The 22,581-nt window shown below is 70.7% G+C and carries 20 protein-coding genes and 1 tRNA gene; 14 read left to right on the top strand and 7 right to left on the bottom strand.

Annotated features, from left to right (window positions below; all coding sequences use genetic code 11):
• The first annotated feature begins 14 nt into the window (after positions 1–14).
• From ABZV38_RS09090 to ABZV38_RS09080, 3 genes are all read left to right on the top strand, one after another.
• Positions 15–1,604 carry an MFS transporter gene (locus tag ABZV38_RS09090; protein ID WP_356326215.1) on the top strand — a complete coding sequence of 530 codons (1,590 nt, stop codon included), beginning with the start codon at positions 15–17 and terminating at the stop codon, positions 1,602–1,604.
• 147 nt (positions 1,605–1,751) lie between these two features.
• On the top strand, positions 1,752–2,237 hold the full coding sequence (locus ABZV38_RS09085) for a DUF485 domain-containing protein (RefSeq protein WP_356326115.1): 486 nt from the start codon (positions 1,752–1,754) through the stop codon (positions 2,235–2,237).
• Positions 2,234–3,862, top strand: coding sequence for a cation acetate symporter (locus ABZV38_RS09080; RefSeq protein ID WP_356326114.1), 1,629 nt, complete (start codon positions 2,234–2,236; stop codon positions 3,860–3,862). Before ABZV38_RS09085 ends, ABZV38_RS09080 begins: the two co-directional genes overlap by 4 nt.
• A gap of 88 nt (positions 3,863–3,950) precedes the next feature.
• Here the strand turns inward: ABZV38_RS09080 and ABZV38_RS09075 are convergent, their stop codons facing one another.
• From ABZV38_RS09075 to ABZV38_RS09065, 3 genes are all read right to left on the bottom strand, one after another.
• Positions 3,951–4,844, bottom strand: a complete 894-nt coding sequence (locus tag ABZV38_RS09075; protein WP_356326113.1) for a cellulose-binding protein — start codon at positions 4,842–4,844, stop codon at positions 3,951–3,953.
• 192 nt (positions 4,845–5,036) lie between these two features.
• A complete protein-coding gene (locus tag ABZV38_RS09070) occupies positions 5,037–7,496 on the bottom strand; it encodes an SUKH-4 family immunity protein (RefSeq protein WP_356326214.1) in 2,460 nt (819 codons plus the stop codon).
• Between the two features lie 5 nt (positions 7,497–7,501).
• Positions 7,502–8,479, bottom strand: coding sequence for an SMI1/KNR4 family protein (locus ABZV38_RS09065; protein WP_356326112.1), 978 nt, complete (start codon positions 8,477–8,479; stop codon positions 7,502–7,504).
• Positions 8,480–8,769: 290 nt separating this feature from the next.
• Between ABZV38_RS09065 and ABZV38_RS09060 the strand changes: the two genes are divergently transcribed.
• Entirely contained in the window at positions 8,770–9,291 is a 522-nt protein-coding gene (locus ABZV38_RS09060; protein WP_356326111.1) for a YwqJ-related putative deaminase, read from the top strand.
• A 10-nt stretch (positions 9,292–9,301) separates the two neighbouring features.
• On the top strand, positions 9,302–9,856 hold the full coding sequence (locus tag ABZV38_RS09055) for an SUKH-3 domain-containing protein (RefSeq protein WP_356326110.1): 555 nt from the start codon (positions 9,302–9,304) through the stop codon (positions 9,854–9,856).
• 70 nt (positions 9,857–9,926) lie between these two features.
• Here the strand turns inward: ABZV38_RS09055 and ABZV38_RS09050 are convergent, their stop codons facing one another.
• Positions 9,927–11,243: a histidine kinase gene (locus ABZV38_RS09050; protein WP_356326109.1), complete on the bottom strand. Its 1,317-nt coding sequence runs from the start codon at positions 11,241–11,243 to the stop codon at positions 9,927–9,929.
• Positions 11,244–11,398: 155 nt separating this feature from the next.
• Here ABZV38_RS09050 and ABZV38_RS09045 point away from each other — a divergent pair, with 155 nt between their 5' ends.
• The 7 genes from ABZV38_RS09045 (at position 11,399) to ABZV38_RS09015 (ending at position 16,471) form a co-directional block, all read left to right on the top strand.
• Positions 11,399–11,650 carry a hypothetical protein gene (locus ABZV38_RS09045; RefSeq protein WP_356326228.1) on the top strand — a complete coding sequence of 84 codons (252 nt, stop codon included), beginning with the start codon at positions 11,399–11,401 and terminating at the stop codon, positions 11,648–11,650.
• Between the two features lie 52 nt (positions 11,651–11,702).
• Positions 11,703–11,773: transfer RNA gene (locus ABZV38_RS09040), tRNA-Gln, on the top strand.
• 109 nt (positions 11,774–11,882) lie between these two features.
• Complete coding sequence (glmU, locus tag ABZV38_RS09035) at positions 11,883–13,331, top strand: bifunctional UDP-N-acetylglucosamine diphosphorylase/glucosamine-1-phosphate N-acetyltransferase GlmU (protein ID WP_356326108.1); 1,449 nt, start codon at positions 11,883–11,885, stop codon at positions 13,329–13,331.
• 120 nt (positions 13,332–13,451) lie between these two features.
• A complete protein-coding gene (locus tag ABZV38_RS09030; protein WP_356326107.1) occupies positions 13,452–14,426 on the top strand; it encodes a ribose-phosphate diphosphokinase in 975 nt (324 codons plus the stop codon).
• A gap of 182 nt (positions 14,427–14,608) precedes the next feature.
• On the top strand, positions 14,609–15,193 hold the full coding sequence (locus tag ABZV38_RS09025) for a 50S ribosomal protein L25/general stress protein Ctc (RefSeq protein WP_356326106.1): 585 nt from the start codon (positions 14,609–14,611) through the stop codon (positions 15,191–15,193).
• A gap of 127 nt (positions 15,194–15,320) precedes the next feature.
• Positions 15,321–15,914 carry an aminoacyl-tRNA hydrolase gene (gene pth, locus ABZV38_RS09020; protein ID WP_356326105.1) on the top strand — a complete coding sequence of 198 codons (594 nt, stop codon included), beginning with the start codon at positions 15,321–15,323 and terminating at the stop codon, positions 15,912–15,914.
• 86 nt (positions 15,915–16,000) lie between these two features.
• Complete coding sequence (locus ABZV38_RS09015) at positions 16,001–16,471, top strand: hypothetical protein (RefSeq protein WP_356326104.1); 471 nt, start codon at positions 16,001–16,003, stop codon at positions 16,469–16,471.
• A 30-nt stretch (positions 16,472–16,501) separates the two neighbouring features.
• Here the strand turns inward: ABZV38_RS09015 and ppc are convergent, their stop codons facing one another.
• Positions 16,502–19,231, bottom strand: coding sequence for a phosphoenolpyruvate carboxylase (gene ppc, locus ABZV38_RS09010; RefSeq protein ID WP_356326103.1), 2,730 nt, complete (start codon positions 19,229–19,231; stop codon positions 16,502–16,504).
• A 362-nt stretch (positions 19,232–19,593) separates the two neighbouring features.
• Here ppc and ABZV38_RS09005 point away from each other — a divergent pair, with 362 nt between their 5' ends.
• The gene (locus ABZV38_RS09005) at positions 19,594–20,580 is read left to right on the top strand and encodes a fatty acid desaturase (RefSeq protein WP_356326102.1); all 987 of its coding nucleotides are present in this window, start codon (positions 19,594–19,596) and stop codon (positions 20,578–20,580) included.
• Complete coding sequence (locus ABZV38_RS09000; protein WP_356326100.1) at positions 20,577–21,263, top strand: TetR/AcrR family transcriptional regulator; 687 nt, start codon at positions 20,577–20,579, stop codon at positions 21,261–21,263. Before ABZV38_RS09005 ends, ABZV38_RS09000 begins: the two co-directional genes overlap by 4 nt.
• Positions 21,264–21,358: 95 nt before the next feature.
• Here ABZV38_RS09000 and ABZV38_RS08995 read toward each other — a convergent pair whose 3' ends face one another.
• Together ABZV38_RS08995 and ABZV38_RS08990 are read right to left on the bottom strand one after the other, a co-directional pair.
• A complete protein-coding gene (locus ABZV38_RS08995) occupies positions 21,359–21,724 on the bottom strand; it encodes a VOC family protein (RefSeq protein ID WP_356326099.1) in 366 nt (121 codons plus the stop codon).
• Positions 21,724–22,518 (bottom strand): trans-aconitate 2-methyltransferase, encoded by a 795-nt coding sequence (locus tag ABZV38_RS08990; RefSeq protein ID WP_356326098.1) that lies wholly within the window; start codon positions 22,516–22,518, stop codon positions 21,724–21,726. Before ABZV38_RS08990 ends, ABZV38_RS08995 begins: the two co-directional genes overlap by 1 nt.
• Positions 22,519–22,581: the final 63 nt, after the last annotated feature.

Genomic DNA, 22,581 nt, shown 5'->3' with positions numbered 1-22,581 from the left:
GCGACACCGAAGCAATGTCCGGGTCCGGACTGGACCCCGCACCCTCCCCCACCGCACCCCGCGGCCGCGGCCCCGTCGTGGCCGCGCTGATGCTGGGCATGGCCCTGTCCGCGATCGACGGCACCATCGTCTCCACCGCGGTCCCGCAGATCGTCGGCGATCTCGGCGGGTTCTCCGTCTTCTCCTGGCTCTTCTCCGGCTATCTGCTGGCCGTGACGGTCACCCTGCCGGTCTACGGCAAGCTCTCCGACACCTTCGGCCGCAAGCCGGTCCTGATCGCCGGCATCATCCTCTTCCTCGCCGGATCGGTCCTCTGCGCCGCCGCCTGGAGCATGACCGCCCTGATCGCCTTCCGTGTCGTCCAGGGGCTCGGCGGCGGCGCACTGCAGGGCACGGTGCAGACCATCGCCGCCGACCTCTATCCGCTCAGGGAACGCCCCAGGATCCAGGCCAGGCTGTCCACCGTCTGGGCCACGTCCGCCGTCGCAGGACCGGTGGTCGGCGGCCTGCTCGCGACGTACGCCGACTGGCGCTGGATCTTCCTGATCAATCTGCCGGTCGGGGCGGTAGCGCTCTGGCTGGTCGTACGCCACCTGCATGAACCGTCCCGCGCCCGCCGCACCGCCGGCGCACCCCGGCTCCGTATCGACTGGGCGGGCGCCCTCGCCGTCTTCGCGACCGGCACCCTGTTGCTGACCGCGCTCGTTCAGGGTGGTGTCGCCTGGCCCTGGCTGTCGGCGCCATCGCTCGGCCTGCTGGGCGCGAGCGCCGCTCTCGCCGCGCTGACCGTCGTCATCGAGCGACGCGCCGCCGACCCGATCATCCTCGGCTGGGTGTGGCGGCGCCGGACCATCGCCTCGGTCAACCTGGCCCTGGGCGCGATGGGGCTGCTGATGGTCGCCCCGACCGTCTTCCTGCCGACGTACGCCCAGTCGGTCCTCGGCCTCGGCCCGATCGCCGCCGGTTTCGTGCTCTCCGTGATGACGCTGAGCTGGCCGGTGTCGGCGGCCCTGTCCAACCGGGTCTACAACCGCATCGGGTTCCGCCGCACCGCGATCATCGGCATGAGCGGCGCCCTGTTGATCCTGCTCTCCTTCCCGCTGCTGCCGTATCCCGGCGAGCCGTGGCAGCCGGCCCTGATCATGCTGCTGCTGGGTGCGGCGCTGGGACTGTTCCAACTCCCGTTGATCGTGGGCGTCCAGTCGACGGTCGGCTGGTCCGAACGCGGCACGACGACCGCCTCGGTCCTCTTTTGCCGGCAGGTCGGCCAGAGTCTGGGCGCCGCACTCTTCGGGGCTGTCGCCAACGGCGTCCTCGCGTCCCGGCTCACCGCCGCGCCCGTCCCCGGGCTGCCCGGCGACCTGGATGCGATCTCGCATGCACTGGACGACCGGGGTGCGCTCTCCGCCGCCGCAACGGACCATCTGCGGCGGGCCGTCGACGCGGCCGTCGACCAGGTGTACCTCGGAGCCGCGGTGGCCGCTGCGGTGGCGCTGCTGGTGCTGGTCTTCGTGGCGCCACGCCGCTTCCCGATCCTCGCCGAGGACACCGATGCCGCCGTCGGAACCGCCGCCGCGAGCACCACCGAAGCGCCACGGGACTAGACAACTGAAGGGTTACCGTAGGTAGTTTCGGCCAACCCCTCCCCAGCGGAGATACTCACTAGTAACGTACGCGCTTCCACCAGCGCACACGCGCTTCTGCCTTGCAGTCCGTCCCCCGGGCCCGAGCCATGCAAGGAGCAGCACCACATGCCGTACGAGCCTCCGCACACCTCTCCCTCCCAGCCGCCGCACCGTCCCCGTTACCAGCCCCGCCACCAACGGCCGCAGCCCTCCCACCGGCCCCAGTACCCGCCTCCCCAGGACCCCGACTTCCTGCTGCCCTGGCAGAGTTCGGCGCCCGCGACCCCACCCCGGTGGCCGAGTCCGCCCGTCACCCCGGTCACCGCCCCCGGCCACCACAGCGATCTGCGCAGACTGCGCGCCGCCTACCGCATACTGCGGCGCGGCGCGACGCTGACCGCACTCGGCTTCTTCACGGTCTTCCTCCTGCTGTCCGGCTTCGCACCGGGCCTCATGACCCACCCCCTCGGCAGCGGCCTCACCACCGGCCTGGCACTCGGTCTGTGCCAACTCCCGGTGACCCTGCTCGCGATCGCCCTGTACGAGCGGACCGCCCGGCGCACGGTCGATCCGCTCGCCGCCGAACTCCGCAGAACAGGAGCGGTCCGATGAACGGATTCGACGAGTCCGCACAGACGATGTCCCTGGTGGCCTTCATCGCCGTGGCCACCGTCACCCTGCTGCTCTGCGTGATGACCGGCCCGGACCGCGACGACCTGGACGAGTTCTACACCGGCTACCGCTCGCTCTCCCCGGTGCGCAACGGCCTCGCCATCGCCGGCGACTACTTGTCCGCCGCGACGCTCCTCAGCACCACCGGAATCATCGCCCTCACCGGCTACGACGGACTCGTCCTCGCGCTGAGCACCGCCCTCTCGCTGGTCCTGCTGATGTTCCTGCTGGCCGAACCGCTGCGCAACGCAGGCCGGTTCACCATGGGCGACATGCTCACCCGCCGCGCCCCCGGCCGCGCGGTCCGCATCACCGCCTGCGGAGTCACTCTGGCAGCGCTCGTTCCGCTGATGGTCGTCCAGCTGGCAGGCAGTGGCGATCTGCTCGCGTTCATCCTCGGGTTCGACAGCTCCGGATTCCGCACCGGTTCGATCATCGTCCTCGGCATCGTGATGATCAGCTATGCGGCGATCGGCGGGATGAAGGGCACCGCCCTGATCCAGATCGTCAAGACGGTCGTCCTCGTGGCCGCCTGCCTCACCATCTCCGCACTGGTCATGAACCGCTTCGACTGGTCCGCCGGCGCCCTGCTCACAGCCGCCCAGCAGGGCAGCGGCGCCGGCGTGGCGTATCTGCACTCCGGCCTGCAGTTCGGCGGCAGCGGGCTCGACATGGTCAGCTCCCAACTGACCGTGGTGCTCGGCGCCGCCTGTCTGCCGCACATCACCATGCGGATGTCGAGCGCCCGCAGCGCACAGGCCGTCCGCCGCTCGCTCTCCTGGGCGGTCTCGGTGGTCGTGGGCCTCTGCCTGCTGCTCACCGTGATCGGTTTCGGCGCGGCGGCACTGGTCGGCCATCAGCTCATCGTGGCCGCCGGAGCACAGGGCAACAGCTCGATCCTGCAGGTCAGCGGCGTGGTCGCGGGCAGCGGCGAGCTCGGTGCACTGGTGGTCACCATGATGACGACGGCCATCTTCCTGACGCTGCTCGCCTCGGTCGCCGGAATGATCCTGGCCTGCGCGAACTCTCTCGCCCACGACCTGTTCGCCCACGGGCTGCACGGGATCCGCGACCGGGACAAGGAGCCGGTCGCGGGCCGCATCGAGATGGGCACGGCGCAGGCAGCCGCAGTCGGTGTCGGCCTGGTCGCGATCACGCTCGCCGTGCTGGCCAGGCACTGGAACGTCCAGGCTCTGGTGACGCTCTCCTTCTGCATCGGGGCGTCTGCGCTGGCCCCGGCGCTCGTCTACAGCATGTTCTGGCGGCGCTTCACCCGTACGGGACTGCTGTGCACCCTCATCGGCGGCACCGTTGCCGTGCTGGTGCTGATCACCGGCACCAATCTGGTCTCGGGCTCGCCCGGGTCGGTCTTCCCCGGCCGCGACTTCAACTGGTTCCCGTTCACCACGACGGGACTCGTGTCGATCCCGGTCGGTTTCCTGGCGGGCTGGCTGGGAACGGTGCTCGGCGGGCGCACGGCAGACGAAGAACGCAGGCTGTACGAGGCCGAGGAGCCGTGGATCCTCGCGGGCGCACCCCCGGCGACAGCACGCCGGTCGGGGTAGGACCGGACCGCACCCGCTCAGGGGCACGGACCACGCCGCCGCTCGGACCTGCAACACCCGGTCCGGCGACGCCCGGGTCCTGCGACGCTCAGCCCTCCGCCGTAGCCCCACGCCCGGTGAGCGCCGCGAGCGAGTTCCGTACGTGCATCATGTGCGCCTGGACCTCCTCGCGGCCCTCGGCGTGCTCCCGCAGGATCCGCTCCGTCTCCCGGACCACCCGCTCCTCGCGCATCCGCGCCGCCGCGATCAGCTCCGCGCCCTGCGCCTCCGCGTCCTCCTGACTGTGCCGCGCGGCCTCCTCCGCCTCGGCCAGCGCCCGCCGCGCCTCGGCCAGGCGGGTCTCCGCCTGCTCGGTCAGCGCGTCGTGATGCGCGGCCTGCGCCGCTTCGGCGTCGGCCAGCTCCAGCTCGGCCGCCTTCCACCGCTCGGCATGCTCCTGCTCCTGGTGGGCCAGCACGCCCGTGGTGCGCCGGCTCGTCTCGGCCATCGCGGCCGCCGCCTCGGATCGCACCTCCCCGGCCTCCTTGCGGGCCGCGGCGAGCGTCTCATCGGCGCTCCGCTGCGCCCTGGACAGCGTTTCGCCGGCGTACGCCTCAGCGGCCGTCCGCATGGCGTCGGAGTCCGCGCGGGCCGTGTCGCGGAACGCACGGGATGCCGCGTCCGCCGCGTCCCGCAGCGCCTGCGCCTCCTCCTGTGCGGCACCGCGTACGGAACCCGCCTCCTCCTCGGCGAGCGCCAGCATCTGCTGCGCCCGCTCGCCGAGCGAGGCGTACGTCTGCGGGGCGAGCGTGGCAACGACCTCGGCAAGCCGGGCCGCCTCGGCCTCCAGCTCCTCGGCCAGCGCGGTCAGCCGGGCCAGCATCTCCCAGGCCTTGTCCCGCTCCGCCGACAGATCGGTCAACGTCCCGTCCACCTGCTCCGGGCGGTAGCCACGCCCGCGCACCACGACAAAGCCGTGCGCGGACACCGGTGCAGCGCTCATCCTGAAGCCTCTCTCCGACTCTCCGACCACCAAGCAATACGTCAAGGATGCGGCAATTGGCAGAGAAGTCGGAATCGTTTCGGTATTTTCCGGACGGAAGCGACGGGTGTCACAGGGCGGTCGTCACAGACGCAGAGACGCCCGGGCCCCTGTCGGGGTCCGGGCGCCTCGTACGCGGCAGGTCGGATCAGGTCAGATCAGCCCGTCCCACATCTGCTCGAGCAGCACCGACCACCAGCTCTCCGGCGACGCCAGCGCCGCCGCGTCCAGCGCCACCAGCTGTGCCTGGAAATCGACGGTCCAGCGGCCCGCCTGCTCCGGGTTGAGACCGAAGCGGAGCCGCCACATCCGGCCCAGGAGCGCCATCGAACGTGTGAACTCCGGCAGCCCGGTGTTCACGAACTGCGGCGGCACCGGCTGCCCGCCCGGACCGGCCTCGACCGGCACGGCCACGATGTTCGCCGTGCCGTACTGGACACAGATGGCCCGCCCGAAGTCGGACCCCATCACGAGGTACGCCCCCGCGTCGGCAGCCGACTGCACCTGCCGCTGCGCGGCCAGCTCGGCCAGCGTCGGCACCACCGGCTGACCCGGCTGCGCCCAGAAGAACGGCCCGAAATCGGCGGGCAGCCCCGCCCACACCAGCGTCCGCGCCACGATCTCGGGCACCCCCTGCCGGGACACCGCGCGCTGGTCGAAACGGAGCACACCCTGCGGCCCGAAGGCCTGCAGCAGCTCCTCCGCCATGGCCTCCGGCGGGACCGGCATCGCGGGCGGCATCTGCGGCAGCGGAGCCCGCACCGGAGCCGGACGCGCCGGACCGTCCGCGACCTGGTGCAGCTCACCCTGGTGCGTGAGCAGATGCTGCATGCCCTGCTGGCGGCTGGCGTGATCGGTGCCGTACGGGGCGACGCTGGTGATCCGTACCTGCGGCCAGGTCTCCCGGATCATGCGCGCACAGTAGCCACCGGGCAGCTCGCACGACTCCAGCTCGGTGTGCAGCTCGATGACCTGCTGCGGCGGCACATTCATGGCCCGCAGCTCGTGCAGCATCTGCCACTCGGGGTGCGGGGTGCCGGGCGCCGAGCGGCGGATCAGCTGCTGCTCGCTGCCATCGGGCGCACGGTAGCGCAGGACGGCCTGGTAGCCGGGGCCGACGGTCGGCTGACCGGCCGGCGCCTGCGGATAGCCGTACGCCGGAGGCGGCGGGGTGTGCGGATTCGGCGGTACGAGCCCGGGGGCGCCGCCCGGCGGCATACCGGGGGCACCGGGCGGACCGGGCGGCTGCGGCGCGGACGGCCCGACCTGGCCGGGTCCCGCGAGCATCGTGGCGGCATGGTGCGCACCGCCACCGGGCGGCGCCAGAGGCGGCGGCGTGGCACCGGGAGCACCGGGCGGGCCAGGAGGCTGCGGAACACCAGGAACACCAGGTGCCCCGGGCGGGCCCGGAGGCCGAGGCGCGCTCGGGCCACCCATGCTGCTCGGGTCGGCGAGCATGGTCGCGGCGTGGTCGAAGCCGCCACCGGGTGGCGGCGTCGAACCAGGAGGACCGGGAGGCGCGGGAGGCGCGGGTGGTCCAGGCGGACCGGGCGGCTGGGGTGCGCCGGGCGGGCCGACCTGGGAGACGAGCTGCGTCGGCAGGTAACCGCCCGCCGGAACGCCGGGCGTGCCCGGGCCCGAGGGCGGCGGCACCGGCGCACCCGGCCTGACACCCGGCGTACCGGGGGCGCCGGGCGGCGGCGGAGTCGTCGAACCGCCCCCGCGCGCACCGCGCGGAGGCATCACGGCCTTACTGGTGGCGGCGTCCGCGATGTCACCGCTCCCCGGAACACCAGGAACACCCGCAACCGGAGCTCCGGGGCCGGGCGCACCCGGCCCCTGCGGGTTCAGCCCCGGAACGACCTCCGTCCGCGGCAGCCGGCTGCCGCCGGACATCAGCGCGGTCGGCGCCTCCGCCGACACCGCCGGCGACGGGGTGCCGTCGTCATCGGCGCCCGAGAGCGGCGGCGCGAACACGGTGGCCGGCAGTGCGACCGCCCCGTCGTCGGAGTCCGCGTTGGTGTCGGTCCCGGCCCACGGGGTGGCCCCGGACGGCGCGTTCGGCGCAGAGGCCGGAACGCCGTCCTGAGCGGTGGGCTCGTACGCGACCTGCCCACCGGCACCGGACCACGGCGCCCCGCCGGACCGCAGCCCGGACCCGCTCACAGCCTCAGAAGAAGAAGGAGCGGGGGAAGAGGGACGGGGCGCGTCCCCGGACCGCCGCTCCGCCCGCTGATCCGGAATCCCCAGCTTGTCCGCCGCCTCCTGGAGCCACTCCGGCGGGCTCAACAGGAACGACGTCTGGTTCAGATCGATGCGCTGTGGCGGCTCCGGCGCGGCCGGGACCGCGCCGAGTGCGCCGTACTCCTCCTCGTACCGCCGGATCACCTCACCCACCGGCAGCCCGGGCCACAGCGTGGCCTCACCGCTGTCCCGGGCGATCACCAGCCGCTGACGGCCGCCGTCCGAGACGGGACCCTCCGCACGATCCTCGGCCCACACCACGAAACCCAGCTCGAACTCGCGGACCCGCACCTCGCGATGCTGGTACGCGGGCACGTCCCCGTTGACCCACTCTTCCGCGCGCTCCTGCGCCTGCGCGAAGGTCACCATCGCGCTCACCCCTCCACCGGGACGGCGTACGCGAAGCCACCGTCCACCATCAGGTTTGCCACGGTCTCCAGCTCCGGCGGGTTGCCCGCCAGCCGCTGCAGGAAGGCGTCGAAGTCCGCACCGCAGGGCAGCAACAGCCGGTCCACGCGCTCCTGCACACCCCAGCCGTCCCGGTCCCTGGCATCGTCGTACGCGCAGAACCAGACCGAGCCGACGCCGTCGCCCCGCACCTTCACCGCGAGAATGCCGCCCTGGACGAAACCGACGCCCAGGTAGTCCTTCGTGAGATGGTCCCGCAGGCACTTGTTGACGTACACCAGGTCGTTCACGGCGGCCTCCTCGCGCACCGTGAAGAACGGCTGGTCGACCAGGAGACCCAACTCCGCGTCGAGCGCCGCACCCACCGGGGCCGAACCGCCCGCCGCCTTCAGGAACGAGCGGTACGCACCCGGCAGCCGGTAACCGAGGTCCTCCTCGACACCCAGGATCTGCTGCTCGCTGACCGCCACCGCACCCTTCGGGAGCCGGAAGTGCGCGGGCCGGGTCTCCTGCAGCGGACGCGTGCCCCGCTTGTTCTGGTCGACCGCAGTGGTGGCGAGACCGCCATGGTGCCGGAGCAGCGCCTTGACCTCGACCGGGACCAGCTCCATCCGTCGGCCGCCCGGCACGTGGTGCCAGGTCCAGCCGTGCGGAGTGGCGACCGCCGGAATCGTGTCCCACAGCTCATGGCCGGTCGCCGCCAACGCCGCGTTCGCCGAAACATAGTCGGTGAGCCGCAGCTCATCGACACCGAAGCCCTGCGGAGGCTCCGCTATCTCGGCGGCGGCGCGTGCGTACGGCGTGAATACCGGACAGCCGTTCTCGTCCACGCGCACACCCCTGGGGTGGCGGGATGCCCGGACCGGATCCGGGAAGTGCACGACCTGCCCGGCGTAGGCCGCGTTCGGTGGCGCGGCTTGCTGCCCGAGCCGACCTGTCGTCATGGCGGTTGCCCCCTGCTGCGTCTGTCTGGTGAGGACCGACCTGCCCATGGGGGCGGTCCAGGCACAGCCTATGCGGTGGCGCAACAAGGGGTCCCGCCCCTCCACTTCACCATCCGCTCCACCCACCGCTTCGATCACGAACCGTCACAACTGGGTGACGGACGAGCGTCGGTCAGGCCACCTTCCGCGACACGCAGACACGTTTCACCGACCCAGCTTCCCCACCACCTGGCACATTTGGCAGGCTGTCACCGCAACTCGGGGGATTGCACGGGAGGGACATCCACACCATGCACACAGCACAAACAGTCACATCCGGGGATCCGCGCCTCAGCTGGAGCAGCACCGAGACCAGCCGCACACCTCGTCTGCTCCACCGCCGCGACGGCATCCTGCCGGCCGTGGCCGCAGCGCTGTCCGTCCGCGGCGAGACACTGACCTGCACGGCCGGCAAAGGCGACCAACCGCCCGTACTGCACCCGCTGGTACAGGACTTCCTCGACACCCTCACCAGCGGCCAGCGCGAACGCTTCACCGGCCGCTGCCCCGAAGCAATACTGCTCTCCCGTCAACTCACCGCCGCCGAAGCCGACCGATCCAAACGAGCCCGGCGCAAACCGCTGACCAGCGGCGAGGCCCGGCGCGCACTGAAACACTCACGGCTCACCGCACGGCGGATCCGCGAGGACGGCGACCCGATGCACGGCAGTTACGCACCGCCCTGCCGCTCCTGCACGGCGATGCTCGCCCATTTCGGCGTAAGCCCCGTCGACCTCACCACCAGCGCGGCGACCACCGCCGAGAAGGGCTGACCGCGCGCCGATGCACGACCGAACCGACGACCTCCCCGTTCCCGGCCTTCCCGAACAGGCCGACCGTACGGCCCACGCGGACCGCGCCACCGCCACCCGCTTCCCCGTCGCCGTCGACGCCGCCCTGCGCTCCGCGGGCTGGCAGCCGGGCCGCTGGGACATCCGGCAGGCAGAGGAATGGGCCGACGCACTGCGCGCCCACACCTCACCTGCCGGACATCAGCACGCAGTCTTCCCAGCGGCCGTGGAGGCGTGGGCGGAATTCGGCGGGCTGCACATCACCGCGTCCGCACCGGGCCGGCAGATCGCACCGGCGTCGGTGCGCATCGACCCCCTGAGCGGACTCCACCTGGCCCGCACCCTCGGCGACCTGGGGCGGGCGCTGGAGACCGAAGTCAGCCCACTCGGCGAGGAGGACGACGGGCAGGCCGTCCTCGCGATCGACACCGAAGGACGGGTGTACAGCATCGACCACACCGGCGACTGGTACCTGGGCGCGAGCATCGACCAGGCGCTGGCAACGCTGGTCGGGGGGGGCCAGCCGGGACGGCTGACTTCGGGCTGAGGGGCTTCCGCACCATCACACCCGTCCTGCTGATGAGGACCGGTCAGGCCGCAGGGCCGAGCCGGCCGAGTCACCCGGCACGCTGGTCCGGCAGCACCGCCGAAACCCGGAAGCCCCCCGCATCCGTCGGGCCCGACACGAACACGCCCCCCAGACCCAGCACCCGCTCCCGCATCCCCACCAGACCGTTGCCCCCGCTCGGCAACCCCGCGTCCGCCGTGGCGCCGTCCGTCGGACCGTTCTCCACCTGCATCGCGACTTCCGAACCTCGGTGCGCCAGCCGCACCCACGTCTTCGCACCCGCCGCATGCTTGTGGACATTCGTCAGAGCTTCCTGCACCACCCGGTACGCCGTCTGCTCCACCTCGGCGGCATACGGACGCGCCTCACCGTCCACCGACAGCTCCACCGTCATCCCGGCCGCCCGGGACTGCCCGACCAGCGCCTCCACCTCATGCAGCCGAGGCCCGTCCTCCACGGCCGCCGCAGCAGCCGCGGCCGCCGCCTGGCCCACCGCGGCCAGCGGCACCTTCGCGACCCGGGCCGTCATCGGATCACCCGTGCGCAGCACGCCGAGCATCTCGCGCAGCTCGGTCAGGGCCTGCCTGCCCATGTCACCGACCAGTGCCGCGTTCCGTACCGCCTTCGCCGGGTCCTTCGGGGCGACGGCCTGCAGGGCCGCGGCATGCACCACCATCAGGCTGACCCGGTGCGCAACCACGTCATGCATCTCCCGCGCGATCCGGGTCCGCTCCTCCGTACGCGCCCACTCGGCCCGCTCCTCGGCCCGGTCGGCAAGCAGCGACAGCTCCCGCTCCAGCGAGTCCGCCCGCTCCCGCAAGCTCTCCATCAGCCGGCGCCGCGCCCCGATGTACAGGCCGAACAGCACGGGCGGGGCCGTCAGCCCCAGCGACATCAAGAGGGACAGCACCGGCACGTACCAGTCGCCGGGACCGAAGTCCCCGGCGTGCACCGAGACGCTCTGCCGCAGCCGTACGTACGTGACGATGAACGTCCCGACCAGGGACATACCCATCAGCACCGCGGTGATTCTGCGCGGTATGTCGGACGCGGCCAGCGTGTAGAGGCCGACCAGGCCCATCAGGAAGCCCATCTCGGCGGGCGTAGTCGCGATCGAGACCAGCACCACGGCGATCGGCCAGCGCCGCCGCACCACCAGCACGGAGCCCGCCAGCAGCCCGAAGACGATCCCCAGCGGCACCGGCAGCCCGGCGTCCTCCGCGAAATTCACCCCTTCCAACGCACATTCCAGCGCGGACAGGAGCGCCAGCCCCACGTCCAGCGCGACACTGCGCCGTCGTTCCCACCACCCATAGCCGCGAGTGGTCGATCCCGCGCCTTCCCGGTGTTCCCCCGTTGCGGTCATGGCATCCAGACTACGGGCGGCCGCATCCCATTTTCGGGCGACCGGGACAGCACGTCCCACGTTCGAACAGGGATGAAATGATCGACGATCGCCCGAAATGGCGAATCGACCACCCTTTCGAACCGGACGTCCGCATTCCGGACAACGCTTGACCCGTGACGGAAATCACCAGCAAATACGCCGACTTCGAGGGCCTCCGCACGCAGGCCCTCACCCTCCGCCGCGCAGGCCTCAGCCGCCGCCAGATCCGCGACCGGCTGCTCATGGACAACAACGACATCCTCAACAGCCTCCTGGAGGGCGAGCCCGCTCCGGAGTGGACGAGGACTACCGGGGCTGTCTGGTCGTACGCGTTCTCAAAAGCGCCGACCTGTACCGTCGCATCGAAGGCTGATGGTGCGGCATAGTAGGGGCTGCAAAACGAGCCGATCATCAAAATCGGACATAAAGGGTGAACCATCCCGGGTCGTCTAATGGCAGGACAAATGGTTTTGGTCCATTGAATGAGGGTTCGATTCCTTCCCCGGGAGCCCATGAGTGCGGGCCCCGACCACCACGGTCGGGGCCCGCACTCATGTCCGCCCCGTACGCCCCCGGTATCCTGCGAATGTCCACCACCCGAAGCCGAGGGGCATATCTGTGAGCGTCAACAGCCCGGCAGCCGTCGTCGTCCTCGCAGCGGGTGAAGGCACCCGCATGAAGTCGAAGACTCCCAAGGTTCTGCACGAGATCTCCGGGCGCTCGCTCGTCGGACATGTCGTCACCGCCGCCCGCGAGCTGGCCCCCGAGCACCTCGTCGTGGTCGTAGGTCATGCGAGCGAGCAGGTCAGCGCGCATCTCGCCACCGTCGACAGCCAGGTGCGGACCGCCTACCAGGCCGTCCAGGGCGGCACCGGCCATGCCGTGCGCGTCGGTCTCGAGGAGCTGGGCGGCACCGTCGAGGGCACCGTGATCGTCGTCTGCGGCGACACCCCGCTGCTCTCCGGCGCGACGCTCACCGCGCTCGCAGCCACCCACACGGCCGACGGCAACGCCGTCACCGTGCTGACCGCCGAGGTCCCGGACGCCACGGGTTACGGCCGGATCGTCCGCGATGCCACCAGCGGTGCGGTCACCGAGATCGTCGAGCACAAGGACGCCACCGACGCCCAGCGCGCGATCCGTGAGATCAACTCCGGCGTCTTCGCGTTCGACGGACGACTGCTCGCGGACGCCCTCGGCAAGGTCCGTACCGACAACAGCCAGGGCGAGGAGTACCTCACCGATGTGCTGTCCATCCTGCGCGAGGCCGGGCACCGCGTCGGCGCCTCGGTCGCGGGCGACCACCGCGAGATCCTCGGGATCAACAACCGGGTGCAGCTCGCCCAGGCCCGCACCCTGCTGAACCAGCGGCTGCTGGAGCGGGCGATGCTGGCCGGGGTGACCGTCGTGGAGCCGGCGACGACGGTGATCGACGCCACGGTGACGTACGTGCCGGATGCGATCGTGCACCCCGGCACCCAACTGCTCGGCACCACGCACCTCGCCGAGGACGCCGAGGTCGGCCCGAACACCCGGCTGACGGACACCACCGTCCACGCGGGTGCGCGCGTCGACAACTCGGTCGCGGACCGGGCGGAGATCGGCGCGGGCTCGACGGTCGGCCCGTACGCGTATCTGCGCCCCGGCACCAGGCTCGGCGCGAACGCCAAGGCCGGTACGTACGTGGAGATGAAGAACGCCACGATCGGCGAGGGCACGAAGGTGCCGCACCTGAGCTATGTCGGCGACGCGACCATCGGCGATCACACCAACATCGGTGCCGCGAGCGTCTTTGTGAACTACGACGGTGTGGCGAAGCACCACACGACGATCGGCTCACACTGCCGGACCGGTTCGGACAATATGTTTGTGGCACCCGTCACGATCGGGGACGGCGTGTACACCGCCGCCGGTTCGGTGATCACCAAGGATGTGCCGCCCGGCTCACTGGCCGTCGCCCGCGGTCAGCAAAGGAATATCGCGGGTTGGGTGGCCCGTAAGCGTCCGGGCAGCGCTGCCGCGCAGGCGGCTCAGACCGCTGCGCAGGAGGCCGACAGCGAAAGCTGACCGGAAACAGGTGCGCCGCGCACGGCGTACCGTGATAGATACTCACCCCATTTCGGCTGGCTCGTTGCACATCGGGACACATGCGTGCAGCGCCAGGAACACGTCTGAGGAGACTGTGCTGTGACCGGGATCAAGACGACCGGCGAGAAGAAGCTGATGTTCTTCTCCGGCCGCGCCCACCCCGAGCTGGCCGAGGAGGTTGCGCACCAACTGGGTGTCGGCCTCGTGCCGACGAAGGCCTTCGATTTCGCCAACGGTGAGATCTACGTTCGCTTCCAGGAGTCCGCCCGCGGCGCCGACTGCTTCCTGATCCAGAGCCACACGGCTCCCATCAACAAGTGGATCATGGAGCAGCTGATCATGCTGGACGCGCTGAAGCGCGCGTCGGCCCGTTCGATCACGGTGATCGTGCCGTTCTACGGCTACGCCCGTCAGGACAAGAAGCACCGCGGCCGCGAGCCGATCTCGGCCCGTCTGGTCGCCGACCTGATGGCGACCGCGGGTGCCGACCGCATCCTCACCGTCGACCTGCACACCGACCAGATCCAGGGCTTCTTCGACGGCCCGGTCGACCACCTCTTCGCGCTGCCGATCCTCGCCGACTACGTCGGTGCCAAGGTCGACCGCTCGAAGCTGACGATCGTCTCCCCGGACGCCGGCCGTGTGCGGGTCGCCGACCGCTGGTGCGACCGTCTGGACGCCCCGCTGGCGATCGTGCACAAGCGCCGTGACAAGGACGTCGCGAACCAGGTGACCGTCCACGAGGTCGTCGGCAACGTCAAGGGCCGGGTCTGTGTCCTGGTCGACGACATGATCGACACCGGTGGCACCATCTGCGCCGCCGCCGACGCCCTGTTCGCGCACGGCGCCGAGGACGTCATAGTGACGGCGACGCACGGTGTGCTCTCCGGCCCGGCTGCGGACCGGCTGAAGAACTCCAAGGTCAGCGAGTTCGTCTTCACGGACACGCTGCCGACCCCGGGCGAGCTGGAGCTCGACAAGATCACGGTGCTCTCGATCGCGCCGACGATCGCGCGCGCGGTGCGCGAGGTCTTTGAGGACGGTTCGGTGACGAGCCTCTTCGAGGAGCAGTAAGCAGCGCTGCGGAAAAGATCCACTTTGGGCGCGGCCTCCCCGCCGGGTAGACTCAGCGAGTTGCTCGGCGAGGGAGGCCGTACTCATGGGTACGGCGGTCCGTTATCGACGCGCTCTTCGTAGCAGGCCTGTCGTGGGCCGGGTGACCGTCCAGTTTTCGTCACCCCACGAGGAGTGCAGTCATGGCCGAGATCAAGCTCGCCGCCCAGCCCCGTACCGAGTTCGGCAAGGGTGCCGCCCGTCGCGCCCGTCGTGACAACCAGGTCCCCGCGGTCGTCTACGGCCACGGCGCGGAGTCGGTCCACGTCACCCTGCCGGCCCACGACCTGCTCCTTGCGCTCCGCACCGCCAACGTCCTGATCGGTCTGGAGATCGAGGGCAAGGACGCGCTGGTCATTCCGAAGGCCGTGCAGCGCAACCCGCTCAAGGGCAACATCGAGCACGTCGACCTGCTGACCGTCAAGCGCGGCGAGAAGGTCAACGTCGAGATCGCCGTGCACGTCGAGGGCGAGCTGGCCCCGGGCGGCAACCTCCTCGAGTACGTGCAGAACACCCTGCTCGTCGAGGCCGAGGCCACCCACATCCCCGAGTCCGTCACGGTCTCCGTCGCGGGCCTCGACGCCGGTGACTCCATCCTCGCCAAGGACATCCCGCTGCCCTCCGGCTCTGTGCTGGCCGGCGACGAGGACGCTGTCGTCCTGCAGGTCGTCTCCGCGCAGGCCGAGGAGCCGGCCGCCGAGGCCGAGGCCGAGGGCACCCAGGCCTGAGCCTCGCCCTCCCCGCTTCACCTGCTTCACTGACGGGGCGGCGGTCCCTTTTTCGGGGACCCGCCGCCCCGTCCGCCTGTATCCGGGCCATCCGGAACCATCCGTACGCGAAGGAGACCGAGCGCAGATGTCCGAAGCCACCGACCCCTGGCTCATCGTGGGCCTCGGCAATCCCGGTCCCGAGTACGCGACGAACCGGCACAATGTCGGCTTCATGGTCGCCGACCTTCTCGCGGAGCGGATCGGCGGGAGGTTCAAGCGGGCGCAGAAGGCCCAGGCGCAGGTCGTCGAGGGCCGTATCGGCTCGCCCGGACCGGCGAACCGCCGCGTGATCCTGGCCAAGCCGATGTCGTACATGAATCTTTCCGGTGGCCCGGTCACGGCGCTGCGCGACTTCTACAAGGTGCCGACCGACCACATCGTGGCGATCCATGACGAGCTGGACATCGACTACGGGATGCTGCGGCTGAAGCTGGGCGGCGGCGACAACGGGCACAACGGGCTGAAGTCGATGACGAAGTCGATGGGCTCCGACTACCACCGGATCCGGTTCGGGATCGGCCGACCGCCGGGCCGGATGCAGGTTGCGGACTTCGTGCTGAAGGACTTCTCGTCCACCGAGCGCAAGGAGCTCGGTTATCTGGTGGACCGGGCGGCGGACTCGGTGGAGTGCCTGCTCGCGGAGGGTCTGGAGCGCGCGCAGAGCGCGTACAACTCATGAGTTAGCCGCGCAATTCGGGGCCATTTCCGGTGCTGGGCCGGCTCTGAGTTGACCGAAAGCGTTCGCTTGGCCAAGGATCGCTCCCCATGAAGCGGAGCCCCTCCCACCGCGCCCTCCTGTACGGCCGCAGCGCAGCCATGGGCTGTATCACGCTGCTGCTGCTCGTCGCGGGCTTCCTGTCGTCCTGGGACTCGGCGCAGCACATCGTCCTCGCCAAGGGCCGTGAGCACGGCACGATGACCGTCACCGGCTGCGGTGCCGACGTCTGTACGGGTCGGTTCGCTCCGGCCGACGGCGCCACCGCCCGTTCGCGCGTGACGACAGGGAAGTCCGTCGCGGTGCGGAAGGGCGGCAGTTTCCCGGTTGTCGTGAAGCCCGGGACGGACGATGTCGTGCGCACGGGGCTTCCTGGTTTTCTGCATGCCTGGGTGCCGCTGGGCGGTGCGCTGCTGCTGGCTGCCCTGGTCATCGGCGGTGGTCTGCGGCTGACCCGGGTTGCCTGGTCCACCGGGATCGCGGGCGCGGCTCTGCTGGTGGCGACGTTCATCGCCCTGTGACAGAACCGCGCCCGCGCAGTGGCCCGGGTGTCAGCCGGTGTTGCGCAGGCCCGCGGCGACACCGTTCACGGTGAGCAGCAGGGCCCGGGCGAGCAGCGGGTCGGTTTCCTCGCCGCGCTCTGCGGCCGCGCGCTGGCGGGCCAGGAGCGAGACCTGGAGGTAGGAGATCGGGTCCAGGTAGGCGTCGCGGATGGAGAAGGTCTGCTGGAGCACCGGGCTGGTGCCGAGCAGTTCGGTCCCGCCGGTGACCTTGAGGACTTCCCGTACGGTCAGCGCGTGCTCGGCCTCGATGTCGGCGAAGACATGCTTCAGCTCGTCGGGGACGAGTGTGTCGACGTAGTGGCGGGCGATCCGCAGGTCGGTCTTGGCGAGTGTCATCTCCACGTTCGAGATGAAGTTCCGGAAGAAGTGCCATTGCTCGTGCATCTCGTCCAGAACGGTGTCCGGGCCGGCTTCGCGCAGCGCCTTGAGTCCTGAGCCGACGCCGTACCAGCCGGGCACGATCTGCCGGGACTGGGTCCAGCCGAAGACCCATGGGATGGCCCGCAGGCCGTCGAGTCCGGCGCCGGAGTCCGGGCGGCGCGAGGGGCGCGAGCCGAGGTGGAGTTCGGCGAGCTGGTCGACGGGGGTGGATGCGAAGAAGTACGCGGGCAGGTCGGGGTCCTCGACCAGCTTGCGGTAGGCGTCGTGCGCGGCGTCGGAGACGGTGTCCATCGCCGCGTCCCAGCGTGCGAGGGCCTCGTCGGACTGGCGGGGCGCGGTGTGCAGCGCGGACGCCTGGAGGGTGGCCGCGACGGTCAGCTCCAGGTTCTCCCGGGCGAGCGCGGGGATGAGGTACTTGTCGGAGATGACCTCACCCTGTTCGGTCACCTTGATCTCGCCCTCCAGCGTGCCCCACGGCTGCGCGAGGATCGCGTCGTGCGAGGGGCCGCCGCCGCGGCCGACGGTGCCGCCGCGGCCGTGGAAGAGCCGCAGCCGTACGCCGTAGCGGTGGGCGACGTCGCGGAGCCGGCGCTGCGCGCGGTGGATCTCCCACTGGGAGGTGGTGATGCCGCCGAACTTGGAGGAGTCGGAGTATCCGAGCATGACCTCCTGGACGTCGCCGCGGAGGGAGACGAGCCGCCGGTAGGACGGGTCGGCGAGCATTTCGTCGAGGATCACGTCGGCGGCGCGCAGTTCGTCGGTGGTCTCCAGGAGCGGCACGATGCCGATCTTGGCCCAGCCGCCGTGCAGGTCGAGCAGCCCGGCCTCGCGGGCGAGTACGGCGGCGGCGAAGACGTCGTCGGCGCCCTGGCACATCGAGATGATGTACGACTCGATGACCTCGGGGCCGAAGCGTTCGAAGGCTTCCCTGATGGTGTGGAAGACGCCGAGGGTCTTCTCGCCCGCGGCGTCCAGCGGGGCCGGGGTCGGGGCGAGCGGGCGGCGCGAGCGGAGCTCCTTGGCCAGGAGCTTCTGCCGGTAGTCGCGCGGCATGTCGGCGTAGCGCCAGGATTCCTCGCCGAGCCGGTCGAAGAGCTGGCCGAGGGCGTGGTGGTGGGCGTCGGCGTGTTCGCGTACGTCCATGGTGGCGAGCTGCAGGCCGAATGCGGCGAGCGTGCGGATGGTGCGGTTCATCCGCCCGTCGGCGAAGAGGCCGCAGCGGTGTTCGCGCAGGGAGGTCTGGATGAGGTCCAGGTCGGCGATGAGTTCGGCGGTGCCGAGGTAGTCGCAGCCGGGACGGTGCGCGGTGCCGCCGGCGAGGCGCTCGCGGGTGTTGACGAGCTTCTGCCGGATGCAGGTGGCCTTGAGGCGGTACGGCTCCTCGGCGTTCAGCCGCTTGTAGCGCGGGCTGATCTCGGGGAGCCGTTCCAGGTCGGCCTCCAGGGAGGTCAGCAGCTCGTCGGTGGCGCCGGTGTAGCGGATGGAGTTGGAGAGCTGACCGCGCAGGTGGTCGACGAGTTCCAGTGCGTCGGTGATGCCGTGTTCGTGCTGGAGGATCAGTACTTCCCAGGTGACGGCGGGCGTCACGTTGGGGTTGCCGTCGCGGTCGCCGCCGATCCAGGTGCCGAAGGTCAGCGGGCGGGTTCCGGCGGGCAGTTCGACGCCGACGCGCTCCAGCTCGGCCGCGAGGTCCTCGAGTACGTCCCCGACGGCGTTGGCGTGCAGCTCGTCGAGGTAGTAGATGGCGTTGCGGGCCTCGTCGGCCGGTTCGGGGCGGACCACGCGCAGTTCGTCGGTCTGCCAGATGAGGTCGATGTTCTCGGCGAGCCGCAGGTCGTGGCGGCGCCGGTCGGCCTCGATGACGGGGGTGTCGAGCAGCTCGGCGATGCGGCGCAGCTTGTTCAGTACGGAGCGCCGTGCGGCCTCGGTGGGATGTGCGGTGAAGACGGGCCGTACGTTGAGGTTCTTGACGGTCTCGCGCAGGTGCTCGGGGTCCGCGTCCTTCAGCCGGTCGGCGGTACGGGCCAGCAGCCCGCCCTGGGCGGCGCGCCGGTCGCGCATCTCGTGGGCGCGGTGGACCTGCTCGGTCACGTTGGCCAGGTGGAAGTAGGTGGAGAAGGCGCGCACGAGCTGTGCGGCGGTCTCCAGGTCCGTGTCGCCGAGGAGTTCGGCGGCGGCCTCGCCGTCGGTACGGGTCAGGGCGCGGACGCGCTCGACGAGGTCGAGGAGCTCCTGGCCCTCCTGGCGTACGAGGGTCTCGCCCAGCAGGTCGCCGAGGCGGCGGATGTCGGCGCGCAGCTCGGGGCTGGCGGCGGGGGTCTGGTCGGCACTGCTCACAGTGTGCGGCTCCTTGCAGTGATTGAGGAGGTGCGTCGCGAAGCGTCTCCCTGCAAGGGTGGCGGCGGGAGACGGGTGGGCACTTCTGTCAGGGGGTCCGGGAGGGTCCGCGACTGCAGTGATGCTGTCACCCGCCCCGGGAAAGCAGAGTGCGGACCGCGCTGTCCGACAGTTCCAGGATAGGTGTCCACGCCGTCGGCGCTGCCCGCGGCCCGGTCGGTGTCCTGTGGGGCCGGGGGCCCACACCCGTCCGGTCCGGCTCTCGTGCTGCGGGCCTCGGCGCTGCCATACTTACGAAGGCGTAGGTTACGGATGCGTAGCCAGAGCTGTCCGTCGTACTCCTCACCCTCCAGGGGCTCCCCATGAACACCACCCCCGATGTGATCGGCGACGCCCGGACACCGGCGGCCGACGGTCCGGTCCTCCCCTCCGCCACGCTCGGCGGCGACAACAAGCGTTCGATCGAGCAGATCGCGCTGCTGCTGTTCATCGTGGTGCCGTTCGTGGCGCTGGTCGCGGCCGTGCCGCTGGCCTGGGGCCGCGGTGTGAGCTGGCTCGATGTGGGTCTGCTGGTCGCCATGTACTTCACCGGCGTCCACGGCATCACGATCGGCTTCCACCGCTACTTCACCCATGGTTCCTTCAAGGCGAAACGCCCGCTCCGTATCGCCCTGGCCGTCGCCGGGTCGCTCGCTGTGGAGGGCCCGCTGGTGCGCTGGGTGGCCGATCACCGCAAGCATCACCGCTTCTCGGATGCCGAGGGCGACCCGCATTCGCCGTGGCGGTTCGGCGAGACGTTCCCCGCCCTGGTGAAGGGCCTGTGGTGGGCGCACATCGGCTGGATGTTCGACGAGGAGCAGACGCCGCAGCACAAGTACGCCCCGGACCTGGTCAAGGACCCGGCGATCCGTGGGATCTCCCGCCACTTCCTCACGTTCACGATCGTCTCGCTGGCGATCCCGCCGCTGGTCGGCGGTCTGGTGACGATGTCGTGGTGGGGTGCGGCGACGGCGTTCTTCTGGGGCTCGCTTGTGCGGGTGGCTCTCCTGCATCACGTCACGTGGTCGATCAACTCCATCTGCCACGCGGTCGGCAAGCGCCCGTTCAAGTCCCGTGACAGGTCCGGCAATGTGTGGTGGCTGGCGGTCCTGTCCTGCGGCGAGTCCTGGCACAATCTGCACCACGCGGACCCGACGAGCGCCCGGCACGGAGTCATGAAGGGCCAGGTGGACTCCAGCGCCCGGCTGATCCGCTGGTTCGAGAAGCTCGGCTGGGCGTACGACGTGCGCTGGCCGGACGCGTCCCGGATCGACTCCCGGCGCGAGACCGCGCGTGCCGACGCGGCATGATTGATGACGTGGCGACCGACGGCAGCACGAGCAGCGAGAAGAACCGTCCCTCCTCCACCCGGCGGACCCGCCGCGTGCGGATGACGGGCAAGGAGCGCCGCGAACAGCTGCTGGACATCGGCCGCATACTCTTCGCCGACAAGGGCTTCGAGGGCACCTCGGTCGAGGAGATCGCGGCCCGGGCCGGCGTCTCCAAGCCGGTCGTCTACGAACACTTCGGCGGCAAGGAGGGCCTGTACGCCGTTGTGGTGGACCGCGAGATGCGCCAGCTCCTCGACATGGTGACCAGCGCACTGACCGCGGGCCACCCGCGCGAGCTCCTAGAGCAGGCCGCGTTCGCGCTGCTCGACTACATCGAGACGTATACGGACGGCTTCCGCATCCTGGTCCGCGACTCCCCCGTCGCCCAGTCGACGGGCACCTTCGCGTCCCTGATCAGTGACATCGCCACCCAGGTGGAGGACATCCTGGGGCTGGAGTTCAAGGCCCGCGGCTTCGACGCGAAGCTGGCCCCGCTGTACGCGCAGGCGCTGGTCGGCATGGTGGCGCTGACGGGTCAGTGGTGGCTGAACGTACGCAAGCCGAAGAAGGCGGAGGTAGCGGCGCATCTGGTGAACCTGGCCTGGCACGGCCTGGAGAATCTGGAGTCGAAGCCTCGGCTGATCGGCCACCGGAAGAACTGACGCGCCGACACGGTGCGTGAACGGGCCCGCCCTGCCGTCAGGGGTTGGGCCCGCTGTGCTGGTGCCTGTGTCCCGTCTCGAACCCGCTCCGACGCTCAGCCGTCCACCGGCTCCAGGAACTCCAGCCGGTTGCCGACCGGGTCGTGACTGAAGAACCGGCGGTGCCCCGGCAGGTCGCCGTCCCAGTGCACCTGTGCGCCGTGCGCCTCCAGCCGCGCCGCGAACGCCTCGATGTCCGTGACGCGCAGCCCCGGGTGTGCTTTCTTCGCCGGGCGGAAATCGGCTTCGATACCCAGGTGCAGCTGCACGGGGCCCGCCTGGAACCAGCAGCCGCCGCGGGTGGCGAGGACGGGGGGCTTCGGGATCTCCGTCATGCCGAGCGTGTCCACGTAGTACGTGCGCAGGGCGTTCTCCGAGCCGTCCGGGGTGGCCAGCTGGACATGGTCCACTGCGGCGATCATCACTTCTCCTTGTGGGCCACGGCGAAGATGCGGCGGAACGGGAAGACCGTGCCGTGCGGGCCCTTCGGGTAGGCGGTGCGCAGTGCCTCGCGGTATTCGGCGAGGAAGGCGTTCTTGGCCTGCGGGTCGTCCGCGAGCGCCGTCAGGATCGGGCGCAGGCCGGTGCCCTTGACCCAGTCCAGGGCGGCGTCCTCGCCCTGGAGGAGGTGGAGGTAGGTGGTTTCCCAGACGTCCGCCGTGACGCCCGGGGCTGTGAGCGCGTCCAGGTAGGCGGTGGGGGTCAGGACGGCGTCGGCGTGGCGCAGGATGCCGCTCAGGCGGGAGCGCCAGCGCGGGGACTCGGCCAGTTCGCGCATCAGGACGTGCGTGGGCTGGTCGAAGTTGCCGGGGACCTGGAAGGCGAACGTGCCGCCGGGGGTGATGGCGTCCAGCCAGGCCGGGAAGCGGTCGGCATGTCCGGGGACCCACTGGAGCAGGGCGTTGGAGACGATCAGGTCGTACGGCTCGGCCGGCGTCCAGGTCGTGGCGTCCGCCTCGGCGAAGTCCAGGGAGGGGGTGGCGTGGGCGCGGGCCTGTTCCAGCATCTGGGGGGAGTTGTCGTAGCCGGTGATGCGGGCCGCGGGCCAGCGGTCGGCGAGGAGGGCCGTCACGTTGCCCGCCCCGCAGCCGAGGTCCGCGATGCGGGGTGCGGGGGCCGGGAGCTCGGGGATGCGGGCCAGGAGGTCGTGGAACGGGCGGGTGCGGTGGTCGGCGTGGCGCAGGTACTGCTGCGGGTCCCAGGTGGGTGTCGTCATGCAGTCAGGATCACCATTCAAGTATCTTGATGTCAAGACACTTGAATTCAAGAGACTTCATGT

Origin of the sequence: Streptomyces sp. NPDC005181 (assembly GCF_040608395.1) — a bacterium.
Lineage (GTDB): Bacteria > Actinomycetota > Actinomycetes > Streptomycetales > Streptomycetaceae > Streptomyces.
The sequence above is the reverse complement of the archived record's forward strand: the minus strand, read 5'-3'. Positions and strand labels throughout refer to the sequence as shown.